General features: G+C 72.6%; 9 protein-coding genes. All 9 read right to left on the reverse strand.

The window, feature by feature from the left end:
• Positions 1 to 3: 3 nt before the first annotated feature.
• The 9 genes from ACF07N_RS13170 to iolC all read right to left on the reverse strand — a co-directional run bounded on the left by ACF07N_RS13170 (position 4) and on the right by iolC (position 13,015).
• Complete coding sequence (locus tag ACF07N_RS13170) at positions 4 to 1,509, reverse strand: von Willebrand factor type A domain-containing protein (protein WP_392111784.1); 1,506 nt, start codon at positions 1,507 to 1,509, stop codon at positions 4 to 6.
• Between the two features lie 148 nt (positions 1,510 to 1,657).
• Complete coding sequence (locus tag ACF07N_RS13175) at positions 1,658 to 2,524, reverse strand: ABC transporter permease (protein WP_392111787.1); 867 nt, start codon at positions 2,522 to 2,524, stop codon at positions 1,658 to 1,660.
• Positions 2,521 to 5,178 carry a CocE/NonD family hydrolase gene (locus tag ACF07N_RS13180; protein WP_392111788.1) on the reverse strand — a complete coding sequence of 886 codons (2,658 nt, stop codon included), beginning with the start codon at positions 5,176 to 5,178 and terminating at the stop codon, positions 2,521 to 2,523. Before ACF07N_RS13180 ends, ACF07N_RS13175 begins: the two co-directional genes overlap by 4 nt.
• A 184-nt stretch (positions 5,179 to 5,362) precedes the next feature.
• A complete protein-coding gene (locus ACF07N_RS13185) occupies positions 5,363 to 6,763 on the reverse strand; it encodes an APC family permease (RefSeq protein ID WP_392111791.1) in 1,401 nt (466 codons plus the stop codon).
• A gap of 197 nt (positions 6,764 to 6,960) precedes the next feature.
• Positions 6,961 to 8,463, reverse strand: coding sequence for a CoA-acylating methylmalonate-semialdehyde dehydrogenase (gene mmsA, locus ACF07N_RS13190; RefSeq protein ID WP_392111794.1), 1,503 nt, complete (start codon positions 8,461 to 8,463; stop codon positions 6,961 to 6,963).
• A gap of 14 nt (positions 8,464 to 8,477) precedes the next feature.
• Positions 8,478 to 10,355, reverse strand: coding sequence for a 3D-(3,5/4)-trihydroxycyclohexane-1,2-dione acylhydrolase (decyclizing) (gene iolD / locus ACF07N_RS13195; protein WP_392111797.1), 1,878 nt, complete (start codon positions 10,353 to 10,355; stop codon positions 8,478 to 8,480).
• Positions 10,352 to 11,167 (reverse strand): 5-deoxy-glucuronate isomerase, encoded by an 816-nt coding sequence (iolB, locus tag ACF07N_RS13200; protein WP_392111800.1) that lies wholly within the window; start codon positions 11,165 to 11,167, stop codon positions 10,352 to 10,354. The genes iolD and iolB overlap by 4 nt, the downstream gene beginning before the upstream one ends.
• A 10-nt stretch (positions 11,168 to 11,177) precedes the next feature.
• Complete coding sequence (locus ACF07N_RS13205) at positions 11,178 to 12,068, reverse strand: deoxyribose-phosphate aldolase (protein ID WP_383582022.1); 891 nt, start codon at positions 12,066 to 12,068, stop codon at positions 11,178 to 11,180.
• Positions 12,065 to 13,015 carry a 5-dehydro-2-deoxygluconokinase gene (iolC, locus tag ACF07N_RS13210; RefSeq protein WP_392111803.1) on the reverse strand — a complete coding sequence of 317 codons (951 nt, stop codon included), beginning with the start codon at positions 13,013 to 13,015 and terminating at the stop codon, positions 12,065 to 12,067. Before iolC ends, ACF07N_RS13205 begins: the two co-directional genes overlap by 4 nt.
• Positions 13,016 to 13,042 lie beyond the last annotated feature (27 nt).

Genomic DNA, 13,042 nt, shown 5'->3' on the forward strand with positions numbered 1-13,042 from the left:
GGGTCACGTCAGACGGCGTGCGGTGGCGATCGCCTCGGCGAGCCGGTGGATCTCCTCGTCCTCCGTGCGGTCCGCCAGGTCGCCGGCGTGTCCGGCGAGTTCGGCGAGGCGCGGGGCGCCCGGTACGGGGGGCCCGTGGTGGGTCAGGGCGTCGGCGAAGTAGGCGGCCGTGGCGGCCGTCCTCAGGCCCCGGCCCGCGCTCCACACCGAGTCGTCGAGGGCGTCGGCCTCCAGGTCGCCGGTCTCCTCGTGCGGGGCGCGGGTGGCGGGGTCGAGCCAGCGGACGGTGGCGGTGGCCAGGTGGCCCTCGGCGCCGGGCGCGGTGCGTACGGCGTACAGGGCCGTGACGGTGTGGCCGGGGCCGACCTCGCCGCCGTCGACACGGTCGTCGCGGAAGTCCTCGTCGGCGACCCGGCGGTTGTCGTAGCCGATCAGCCGGAACTCCTCGACCGTCTCCGGGTCGAAGGCCACCTGGGCCTTGGCGTCACGGGCGGTGAGGTCGACGTGGCGCGGGAGTTGCTCGCAGAAGACCTTGTGGGCCTCGTCCTCGCCGGACACGTAGACGGTGTGGCCGTCGCCCCGGTCGGCGAGGCGCTCCATGAGGGCGTCGCCGTAGTCGCTGCCGACGCCGACGCCGAACAGGGTGATGCCGTGCTCGCGGCGTTCGCCGGCGATCTTCTCCAGGATCGTGCCGGCGTCGGTGTCGCCGGTGTTGGCGAGGGCGTCGGAGACCAGCACGACCCGGTTGGTGGCGCCCTCGCGCAGGCCCTCGACGGCCGTCTCGTAACCGGTCTCGACGCCGGCGCCGAGGTTGGTGGAGTCCTGGACCTCAAGGCCGTCGATGAGCTCCTGGATCTCGTCGCGGTCGCCGTCCAGACGCGTCATCGGCAGCACGGTCTCGGCCTCGTCGCTGAAGGTGACCAGCGCGACCGAGTCGTCGTCGCGCAGCCGGTCCGTCATCACCGACAGGGACTTCTTCGCGAGGTCCAGGCGGCCCGGCTCGGCCATGGAGCCGGAGACGTCGAGGACGAAGGTGAGGGCCGCGGGCGGGCGTTCGCCGGATCCCCCGGTGGTGCGGGTGGCGAGTCCGACGCGGACCAGGGACCAGTCCTCGTCGTCGGTGCGCGCGCCGTCGACCGTCACCGAGAAGCCGTCGCCGCCGGGGCGTGGGTAGTCCTGGCGGAAGCTGTTGACGAACTCCTCGGGGCGGACCGTCGACGGATCGGGCAGCCGGCCCTCGGCGAGGGCGCGGCGGGCGTAGTCGTAGGAGGCGGTGTCGACGTCGAGCGCGAACGTGGAGAGGTGGCCGGGGTCTTCGCGGGCGTCGTCCCGTTCGCCCGCGCCGTCCTCGTCGCCGTGGGCGGGTGCCGGTTCGCCCGCGCCGTACGCGGGGCCGTCGGCGGCCTTGCCGGCGTCGCCGGTGTCTTCGCCCGCGGTGCACGCGGTGAGCAGCAGCCCGCTCGCCGCCGTGAGGGCGAGCAGCAGTCGTCGTGTCCGGAAACGGTCCATCGTCCGTACCCCCTGCGTCCGTTGACGTCGGCTTCTTGCGACTGTGACGGGGCAGGGGGCCCGAACGTGCGGCACGGGGTGTTGCGGAAGCGTCTCGAAGCGGCCACGGAGACGGCCCGTCGAGACCGGTGGGTGATCCTCCGGTGACCTAGGAGACGATGTCCTTGCGGGCGAAACCCCGGAAGGCCAGGGCGAACAGCACCAGCGCGTACGTCACGGAGATCGACGTGCCCTGGATCATGTCCGACCACTCCGGTTGCGGCCGGACGGCGTCGAGCCAGGCGTACTGCCAGTGCGCGGGCAGGAAGTCGCGCCAGTCGCCGAGGGCCGTCACTTCGTCCAGGACGCTGCCGATGATGGTGAGGAACACCGCGCCGCCGACCGCGCCGAGCGGGGCGTCCGTGCGGGTGGAGAGCCAGAACGCGAGGGCGGCGGTGACCAGTTGGGACACCATGATGTACGCGACGACAATCAGGATGCGCTGGGCGGCCGTGCCGGTGGACAGGCTGCCGCCGGTGGGCAGTTCCAGCGGGCCCCAGCCGTAGGCGGCGGTGCCGACGGCGAGGGCGACGACCGGGAGCAGGACCATCGCCGCGAAGCTCAGGGTGAGTCCGACGGCGAGCTTGGACCACAGCAGCCGGGCCCGGGGCACGGGGGCCGCGAGCAGGTAGCGCAGGGAGGACCAGCCGGCCTCCGAGGCGACCGTGTCGCCGCAGAACAGGGCGACGGGGATGACGAGCAGGAAGCCGGCGGCGGAGAAGAGGTTGACCGCGGCGAAGTTCGCCCCGGACGCGGTCGCCGTGTCCATGAGGTTGACGCGGTTGTTGTTGCCGCCCGGATCGCCGCCGACCTGGAAGGCGATCAGCAGGATGACCGGCAGGGCGAACAGCACGCCGCCCATGACCATCGTGCGGCGCCGCTTCAGCTGGCGGACCAGCTCGACGCGGAAGGGCAGGGTGCGGCCCGCGCGGTAGCCGTCGGCGACCTCGGCGGGCGGCTCGGCGAGCGTGCTCATGCTTCGGCTCCGATCAGGTTGAGGAAGGCGTCCTCCAGGCGGCGGTGCGGCCCGACCGACGTCACCGCCACGTCCAGCCGTACGAGGTCGGCGACGAGGCGCTGCGGGGTGCCGTCGGCGTCGAGCCGGATCAGCAGGCCCTCGTCGGCGCGCACGGCCGAGGCGATGCCGGGCAGGGCGGCGACCTTCTCCAGGACGGGCTCGTCCACGGGCGTGGCCGTGCCCACCAGGAGCGTGTCGCCCGAGCCGACGATCTCGGCGACCGGGCCCGCCTGGACGAGCTGCCCGTGGTCCATCACGACCAGGTGGGTGCAGGTCTGCTCCACCTCGGCGAGGAGATGGCTGGAGACGATGACCGTGCGGCCGGCGGCGGCGTAGCGGATCATCACCTCGCGCATCTCGCGGATCTGGGGCGGGTCCAGGCCGTTGGTCGGTTCGTCGAGGATGAGCAGGTCCGGCAGGCCGAGCATGGCCTGCGCGATGGCCAGGCGCTGGCGCATGCCCTGCGAGTAGGTGCGTACGGCGCGGGCGAGGGCGCCGCCCAGGCCCGCGATCTCCAGGGCCTCCTCCAGGTGCGCGTCCTCGGCGGGGCGGCCGGTGGCGCGCCAGTACAGCTCCAGGTTCTCCCGGCCGGACAGGTGCGGCAGGAAGCCCGCGCCCTCGACGAAGGCGCCGACCCGGGAGAGCACCGGGGCGCCCGGCGCGATGGCGTGGCCGAAGACACGGATCTCACCGCCGTCGGGCTTGATGAGGCCCATCAGCATGCGCAGGGTGGTCGTCTTGCCGGCGCCGTTGGGGCCGAGCAGGCCGAGCACCTGGCCCTTCTCCACGCGGAAGGAGAGGTCCTTGACCGCGTACCGGTCCGACGCCTTGGCGTAGCGCTTGGTCAGGTCGGTGATCTGGAGGGGGACCTCGGCGAGGGCCGGGTCCGGCGGGGCGGGGGCGGCCGTGCGGCGGCGTCCCGTGACGATCAGGGCCAGGGCGATCACGGCGCCGGCCAGGGGCAGCCACCACACCCACGCGGGCAGCGCACCCCGGCTGTCCCGCTGGCCGAGCGCGGAGGGCACCTTCAGGTCGCCCTCGAGGGAGACGGTGTAGGTCGCCGAGGCGGTCGGGGAGGCGTACCCGAGGTCGGTGGAGGCGAGGACCAGACGCAGGCGGTGGCCGTCGTCGATCTCGTGGTCGATCGCCGGGAGGGTGATGCGGACGTCCTTGCCCTCCTTGGCGCCCTCGACGCGGACGGGCGTGACGAGCTGGGAGGGCAGCACCTGCCGGGTGCCGCCGCCGGGTCCGACGTCGTAGAGCTTCGCGAAGAGCACGGCGTCGTCGCTGGTGGACTTCACGTGGACGGTCACGGTGGGCGAGCCGGTGATCTGGAGGTCCTCGCGCCGCGGCGCCGACTCGAACGCGGCGAACTGGCCGGGGAAGTCCAGGGAGACGCCGATGCCGAGGCCGGAGAGCTGGCTCAGGCCGCCCGCGCCGCCGAGGCCGGGCAGGGCGGAGACACCGGGCGGGCTGGCGCCGGGCGGGTTGGCGAAGCTCTGCTCGCGGCCGGCCAGGGCGAGGGAGGTCTGCTTGCTCTCCAGGCCCGGGTAGCGGTCCGAGGTCACGCCGGCCAGGCGGGGTTCGCCGTCGCCGGAGCCGGTGCCGAGAGTGCGGGTGACGCGGAAGGCGGGGCCGGTGTCGACGCCCTTGTCGTCCTTGAGGTAGCGGTCGAACCAGGTCTTCACGCGCTCTTGGACGCGGCCGGTCTCCAGGTCGCCGCCGTCGTGGCCGCCGGCGATCCAGTCGACGTCGACGGGGGCGCCGTTGGCGCGGATGGTTTTCGCCGCCTGGTCGGCCTGGCCGAGCGGGAAGAGCGAGTCGGACTGGCCCTGCAGCAGCAGCGTCGGCACCTTGATGTCCTTGCCGACCGCGGACGGTGAGCGCTGCTCCAGCAGCTCTCGGGCCTCGGCGTCGGGCGTGCCCGACTCGGCGACCCGCTCGTACATCCGGCACAGCGCGGGCTCGAACTTCTCGCAGCCGCCGCCGGAGTTGACGAAGATGCCCGCCCACAGCTTCTTGAACACGCCGTTCGGGAAGAGGGCGTCGGCGAGGTTCCAGTACGTGATCGCCGGGGCTATCGCGTCCACGCGCCGGTCGTGGCCGGCGGTGAGCAGGGCGATGGCGCCGCCGTAGGAGCCTCCGGCCATGCCGACGCGGGGGTCGCCCTTCTTGTCGAGCTCGACCCGGGGCTGTGCCGCGAGCCAGTCGATCAGCTTCGAGACGTCGGCGACCTCGCCCTCGGGGTCGTTCAGCCCGATCTTCCCGGACGACCTGCCGAAGCCGCGGGCGGACCAGGTCAGGACCGCGTAGCCGTCCCGGGCGAGGTCCTCGGCCTGCTGCCGGACGTCCTTCTTGCTGCCGCCGAAGCCGTGCCCGAGCAGGACGGCGGGACGGCGGCCGTCGCCTCCGGAGGTGAAGAAGGAGGTGTCGACGCGGACGCCGTCCCGGGTCTCCAGGAGGCGGTCCGTGCGGTGCACCGGGGGCGCTTCGTCGCCGGCGACGGCCGTCCATGTGCCCGCGCCCGCGAGCACGACGACGGCGGCCCCGGCGGCGAGGAGCCGCCGGGGCCTCCGAAGCAGCCCGTTCAGTCCGGGCAGTCGAAGATCCATGCGTCAACGGTACGGGGTGAACCTGTCGATGAGTTGTCGACCGGAGACCGAAGTGCGGGGCCTTCCAGGGGTGTACACGGGGTGTTCGGCGTACTGCGGGTGGTGTACGGCTTCGGGCTCGGCGGGGGGCTGCGGGTTGCCGGGTGCGGGTGCCCGGTGGCTGGTCGCGCAGTTCCCCGCGCCCCTAAGAGGCCTGTTCGTCCTCCGGTACCGAGACCAGCCACCGCGTCTGCTTGCGCGGGCGCAGGTAAAGGGCCCAGTACAAGGTCGCCGCCGCGGTGATGCCGCCCGTCCAGAGCAGGTACGTCGTCTCCTGCCGGCTCAGGATGTAGACCAGCACCACGATCAACAACAGCGGGGCCGCGGGCCACAGGGGCATGCGCCAGGCCGGGGTGTGCTTGTGGCTGCCGCGGCGGGAGAGCAGGGCGGCGACCGCGACCAGCAGGTACATGCCGGTCACCGAGACGCCCGTGACGCCGTACAGGGTGTCCAGGTTCACGAAGCACAGGGCCGCGCCGGGGACGCCGACGGCGAGGGTGGAGACCCAGGGGGAGCCGAAGCGGCCGAGGCGGGAGAAGAGGGAGTTGACCGGGGTGGGCCAGGCCTTGTCGCGGGCCGAGGCGAACAGCACGCGGGAGTTCTGGATGACCATGACGATGCCCGCGTTGATGATCGCGAGGGCCACGCAGAGGCTGACGAACGTGCCGACGGCCGAGTTGGACCAGGCGGTGACCATGGTGGAGATGTCCCCGCCGGTGAGGGCGGCGAGGTCGGGGGCGCCCAGGGTGATGGCCGCGACCGGGACAAGGATGATCACGGCGGAGATGGCGAGAGTGGCCAGGACGGTACGGGCCACCGAGCGGCGGGGGTTCTCCAGTTCCTCGGAGAGGTAGACCGCCGTGGAGAAGCCCTGTGTGACGAACAGGGCGATCGCGAGGCCGGAGACGACCAGCAGGGCCGTCACCGTGTCGGGGCCGCCGTCCGGGCCCGCCACCCGCATCGAGACCAGGCTGCCGGCGCCGCGCTCGGCGTGCGTGAAGCCCAGGACCGCCACGACCGCGGCGGCGATGACCTCCAGGACCAGGAAGACGCCGGTGATCCAGGCGTTGGCCCGCAGGTCGAGCAGGCCGGCGAGGGTGGCGAGGAGCATGACCGAGGCGCCCGTCCAGGACGGGTCGAGGTGGACCAGCGGGGCGAGGTAGTCGGCCGTGCCCATCGCGATGACCGGCGGGACGATCATCACGACCAGCAGGGACAGCACGAAGACCAGCCAGCCGGCGAGGCGTCCGGCCAGCGTCGAGACCATGGCGTACTCGCCGCCGGCGCTGGGGACGAGGGTGCCCAGCTCCGAGTAGCAGAACGCCACGGCGACGCAGAGCAGGGAGCCGATGGCGATGGTCAGGGCCGTGGCGGTGCCGAGCGAGCCGAACAGGTCCGGGACGACCACGAACAGCGTGGAGGCCGGGGTCACGCAGGAGAGGGTCAGGAGGGTGCCGCCGACGACTCCGATGGAGCGCTTCAGCTTCTTGGGGCCGCCCGACGCCTGCGCGACGGCGGCCTCGACAGGGGTGAGGGTGTCGGTCACGTGAGGGATGCAACATCGACGGAAACCATCACGTCAATGGCTGTTCACCTACGAAATCCGCAGCGTGCGGGCGGCCATTCGCGCGTTAACGTCGCATTAAGGCTTCTGCGCCACGGGCCTGGCGGGTGCGGGAACCGCAGGGCGGCCGGGCAAAAAAGTGGGGCCGTCCGCGATGCGGACGGCCCCGGGAGCAGGTGTCAGTGATTGCGCGGGAAGCCCAGGTCCACGCCCGCCGGGGCGTCGGCCGGGTCGGGCCAGCGGGTGGTGACGACCTTGCCGCGGGTGTAGAAGTGCGTGCCGTCGTTGCCGTAGATGTGGTGGTCGCCGAAGAGCGAGTCCTTCCAGCCGCCGAAGGAGTGGTAGCCCACGGGGACCGGGATCGGGACGTTCACGCCGACCATGCCGGCCTCGACCTCCAGCTGGAAGCGGCGGGCCGCGCCGCCGTCCCGCGTGAAGATCGCGGTGCCGTTGCCGAACGGCGAGGCGTTGATCAGGTCCAGGGCCTCCTCGTAGGTCTCCGCGCGCAGCACGCACAGGACCGGGCCGAAGATCTCGTCCTGGTAGGCCTTGGCGGACGTGGGCACCTTGTCGAGCAGCGAGATGCCGATCCAGTGGCCGTCCTCGAAGCCGTCGACGGTGTAGCCGGTGCCGTCCAGGACGACCTCGCAGCCCTCGGCGGCCGCGCCCTCGACGTAGGACGCCACCTTGTCGCGGTGGACCTTGGTGATGAGCGGGCCCATCTCGGAGGCCGGGTCGTCGCCGGGGCCGATCTTGATCTTCTCGGCGCGCTCGCGGATCTTCTCCACCAGTTCGTCGCCGATGGCGCCGACCGCGACGACCGCGGAGATGGCCATGCAGCGCTCGCCGGCGGAGCCGTAGGCGGCCGACACGGCGGCGTCGGCGGCGGCGTCCAGGTCGGCGTCCGGCAGGACCAGCATGTGGTTCTTGGCGCCGCCGAGCGCCTGGACGCGCTTGCCGTTGGCGGACGCGGTGGTGTGGATGTAGCGGGCGATCGGGGTGGAGCCGACGAAGGAGACGGCCTTGACGTCCGGGTGCTCCAGCAGGCGGTCGACGGCCACCTTGTCGCCGTGGACGACGTTGAAGACGCCGTCGGGCAGACCCGCTTCCGCCAGCAGCTCGGCGAGGCGGACCGAGGCCGACGGGTCCTTCTCCGACGGCTTCAGCACGAACGTGTTGCCGCAGGCGATGGCGAGGGGGAACATCCACATCGGCACCATCGCCGGGAAGTTGAACGGCGTGATGCCCGCGACGACGCCCAGCGGCTGGCGGATCGAGGACACGTCGACGCGGCTCGCGACCTGCGTGGACAGCTCGCCCTTCAGCTGCACGCTGATGCCGCAGGCCAGGTCGACGATCTCCAGGCCGCGGGCGACCTCGCCGAGGGCGTCGGAGTGGACCTTGCCGTGCTCGGCGGTGATCAGCTCCGCGATCTCGTCGCGGTGGGCGTCCAGCAGCGCCCGGAACCTGAAGAGGATCGAGGTCCGCTGGGCCAGCGAGGACTGGCCCCAGGTGGCGAAGGCCTCCTTGGCGGCGGCGACCGCCGCGTCCACCTCGTCGACCGAGGCGAACGCGACCTTCGTGGTGACCTCGCCGGTCGCCGGGTTGGTCACCGGCCCGTGCGTGCCCGAGGCGCCTTCGACGGTCTTGCCGCCGATCCAGTGGTTGACGATCTTCGTCATGGCCGGGAACTCCTTCACAGATGGCGGCGTCGGGTGGAGACGTGCCGTTCGTACAGCTCGCGTGCCTTGACCGCGGACGGCCGTGTCGCGGTCTCGGCCACGGGTACATCCCACCAGGCCTGCGCGGGGGGCGCCCCCGACACTGTGTCTGCCGTTTGGGTCTCCACGTAGACACATGTGGGAGTGTCGGCGGCCCGGGCCTCGGCGAGGGCCTCGCGCAGGTCCCGCACGGTCTTGGCGCGCAGCACGCGCATGCCCAGGCTGGCGGCGTTGGCGGCGAGGTCCACGGGCAGCGGCCGGCCGGTGTACGAGCCGTCCTCGGCCGGGTAGCGGTACGCCGTGCCGAAGCGCTCGCCGCCGACCGACTCGGACAGGCCGCCGATGGAGGCGTAGCCGTGGTTCTGGATGATCAGGACCTTGATCGCGACGCCCTCCTGCACGGCCGTGACGATCTCCGTCGGCATCATCAGGTAGGTGCCGTCGCCGACCAGCGCCCACACGGGCCGGTCCGGGGCGGCCAGCTTCACGCCGATCGCGGCCGGGATCTCGTAGCCCATGCAGGAGTAGCCGTACTCCAGGTGGTACTGGTCGCGGGACCGGGTCCGCCAGAGCTTGTGCAGGTCGCCGGGGAGGGAGCCGGCCGCGTTGATCAGGATGTCCGACGCGTCGACGAGGGCGTCCAGGGCGCCGAGGACCTGCGGCTGGGTGGGGCGGGTGTCGGGCTCGTCCACCTCGTAGCAGGCGTCGACGCGCTGCTCCCAGCGCTCCTTGTCCTCGGTGTACTCGGTGACGTAACCGCCGGGCACCCGGTACGCGTGCAGGCGCAGGGCCTCGGTGAGCTCCTGCAGGCCGCTGCGGGCGTCCGCGACCAGGGGCTGCCCGGCGAGCTTGTGGCCGTCGAAGGAGGCGATGTTGACGTTCAGGAACCGCACGTCCGGGTGGGCGAAGAGGGTGCCGGAGGCGGTGGTGAAGTCGGTGTAGCGGGTGCCGACGCCGATCACCAGATCGGCGGTGCGGGCCAGTTCGTCCGCCGTGGCCGTGCCGGTGTGGCCGATGCCGCCGACGTCCTGGGGGTGGTCGTGGCGCAGGGCGCCCTTGCCGGCCTGGGTGGAGGCGACCGGGATGCCCGTGGCCTCGGCGAACTCGGCGAGCGCGTCCTCGGCGCGGCTGTGATGGACGCCACCGCCCGCGACGACCAGCGGCCGCCGCGCCGCGCGGATCGTGTGCACCGCGTCCATCAGCTCCGTCGGGTCGGGGCCGGGCCGCCGTACGGTCCAGACGCGCTCGGCGAAGAACTCCTCGGGCCAGTCGTACGCCTCGGCCTGCACGTCCTGCGGCAGGGCGAGGGTGACGGCGCCGGTCTCGACGGGGTCGGTGAGCACGCGCATCGCGTGCAGCGCCGAGGGGATCAGCGCCTCGGGGCGGGTGATCCGGTCGAAGTACCGGGAGACCGGGCGCAGGCAGTCGTTGACCGACACGTCACCGGCGTACGGCACTTCGAGCTGCTGCAGGACCGGGTCGGCGGGGCGGGTGGCGAAGACGTCCCCGGGCAGGAGCAGCACCGGCAGGTGGTTGATGGTGGCGAGGGCGGCGCCGGTGACCAGGTTGGTGGCGCCCGGGCCGATAGAGGTCGTCACGGCGTGGGTGGACAGGCGGTTGGACTGGCGGGCGTAGCCGACCGCCGCGTGCACCATGGCCTGTTCGTTGCGGCCCTGGTGGAACGGCATCCGCTCGGCGTGCTCCAGCAGCGCCTGGCCGAGTCCGGCGACATTGCCGTGGCCGAAGATGCCCCAGGTGGCGCCGATGAGCCGCTGCCGCGCCCCGTCGCGCTCGGTGTGCTGCGCGGCGAGGAAGCGGACCAGCGCTTGCGCGACGGTCAGGCGGACGGTCATCGGTACCCCTCCGTTACGTGGTCCGGGTGGAAGCAGATCCGCCACTCCCTCGTCTCCCCCGGCCCCGCCATGACGTTCAGGTAGTACATGTCGTGGCCGGGCTGGGCGATCGACGGGCCGTGCCAGCCGTCGGGGACGAGGACGGCGTCGCCGGAGCGGACCTCCGCGAGGACGTCGGACCCGCCCTCACGCGAGGGGAATACGCGCTGGTAGCCGAAACCGTTCGGACCGTCGATCTCGAAGTAGTAGATCTCCTCCAGCTCCGACTCCTCACCGGGCCGGTGCTCGTCGTGCTTGTGCGGCGGATAGGAGGACCAGTTGCCGCCGGGCGTGATCACCTCGACCGCGATGAGCTTGTCGCACTCGAAGGCGTCGGCGGAGGCGAAGTTGCGGACGCGGCGCAGGCAGGTGCCGCTGCCGCGTTCCTCGACGGGGACCTCCGGCGCGGGGCCGTAGCGGGCGGGGAGTTGTCGCTCGCACTTCGCTCCTGCCAAAGCAAAGCGGCCTCCCGCGCCGGAGGCGATCTGGACCCGGGCGTCCCGGGGCGCGTACGCGAAGTCGGTGACCGACGCGAACACGTCCCGGCGTCCCGAGAGGTGGAACTCCTCGTCCTCCACGCGCACCGAGCAACCGCCCCGCAACGGCAGGACGATCCACTCGCTGTCGCCGGTGGTGAAGGTGTGCGTGCCGCCCGGCTCGAGCTCCACGATCCGCAGGCTGCTGTGTGTCCAGCCGGCCCGTTTCGGGTCGATGTCCAGGACGTAGTTCACACCGGTGGTGGTGCCCCTGGGGACGTACAGCTCACTGGTCATCAAGCGGCCCTCACAGCAGTCCTACGGCGGTGTCCACGGCGGCGGCCACGTCGCCGTCCGCCGGGTACAGCAGCGAGCGTCCCACCACCAGCCCGCACACGGTGGGCAGTTGGAGGGCGCCGCGCCATTTCTCGTACGCCCCGGCCTGCTCCTCGGCGGAGCCCCCGACCTCCCCGCCGAGCAGGACGGCGGGCAGCGTGGAGGTCGCCATGACCTCGGCCATGTCGTCGGGGTTGTCGGTGACGGGCACCTTCAGCCAGGTGTAGGCGGAGCTGCCGCCCAGGCCCGAGGCGATGGCGATCGACCGGGTGACGGCCTCGGCGGACAGGTCGTTGCGCAGCCGGCCCGAGGCGTCGCGGCGGCTGATGAACGGCTCGACGAAGACGGGCAGCCGGCGGGCCGCCATGGCGTCGACGGCCCGGGCGGTGGACTCCAGGGTGGTCAGCGAGCCCGGGTCGTCGTAGTCGACGCGCAGCAGCAGTTTGCCCGCGTCGAAGCCGAGGCGCTCGATGTCCTCGGGGCGGTGGCCGGTGAAGCGGTCGTCGAGTTCGAAGCGGGCGCCCTGGAGGCCGCCGCGGTTCATGGAGCCCATGACGACCTTGCCGTCGAGAGCGCCGAGCAGCAGCAGGTCGTCGAGGATGTCGGCGGTGGCGAGGACGCCGTCCACGCCCGGGCGCGAGAGGGCCAGGCAGAGACGTTCGAGGAGGTCGGCGCGGTTGGCCATGGCGAGGCTGCGGCCGCCGGCGCCGAGGGCGCCGCGGGCCGGGTGGTCGGCGGCGACGATCATCAGCCGGCCGGTGTCGTTCAGCAGCGGCCTGCGGGTGCGGCGCGCCGCGGCCTCGGCGATCGCCTCCGGGTGGCGGCTGCGCAGGCGGACGAGTTCGGAGACGTCGACACTCACGTGACGGCCCCCGCGGTGACGGCCGCCTCGATCTCGGCCGGGGTGGGCATCGCGGAGGAGCACTCCAGGCGGGAGGCCACGATGGCTCCGGCGGCGTTGGCGTGCCGCATGGTCTTCTCCAGGTCCCAGCCGGCCAGCAGGCCGTGGACGAGGGACCCGCCGAAGGCGTCGCCGGCGCCCAGGCCGTTGAGGACGGTCACCGGCAGCGGCGGCACTTCGGCGCTCTCCCCGGCGCTGTTCACCGCCAGGACGCCCTTGGGGCCCTGCTTGACGACGGCCAGCTCGACCCCGGCGTCCAGCAGGGCGCGGGCGGCGGCGTGCGGTTCGCGCACGCCGGTGGCGACCTCCACCTCGTCGAGGTTGCCGACCGCGACGGTGGTGTGGCGCAGGGCCTCCGTGTAGAAGGGGCGGGCCTGCGCCGGGTCCGGCCAGAACATGGGGCGCCAGTCGAGGTCGAAGACGGTCGGGCCGGCCTTGGCGCGGTGGGCGAGGGCCGCGAGGGTGGCCGTGCGGCTGGGCTCCTCGCTCAGGCCCGTGCCGGTGATCCAGAAGACACGGGCCTCGCGGATGGCGTCGAGGTCCAGCTCGTGGGCGTCGATCTCCAGATCCGGGGCCTTGGGCTGCCGGTAGAAGTACAGCGGGAAGTCGTCCGGCGGGAAGATCTCGCAGAAGGTGACGGGGGTGGGCAGGCCGGGGACGGGGGTGACCCAGCGGTCGTCCACGCCGAAGTCCTTCAGGGCCTCGTGCAGGTAGGCGCCGAAGGGGTCGTCGCCGGTCCGGGTGATCAGCGCGGTCCGCCGGCCCAGGCGGGCCGCGGCGACCGCGACGTTGCTCGCGGAACCGCCGAGGAACTTGCCGAAGGAGGTGACCTGCGGCAGCGGCACGCCTGTCTGCAGCGGATACAGATCCACTCCGATCCGCCCCATGGTGATCAGGTCGTACGCCATCGTGTCCCCTCGGTGCTCGGCTCTCCC

Source organism: Streptomyces sp. NPDC015242 (genome assembly GCF_043079125.1).
Lineage (GTDB): Bacteria > Actinomycetota > Actinomycetes > Streptomycetales > Streptomycetaceae > Streptomyces.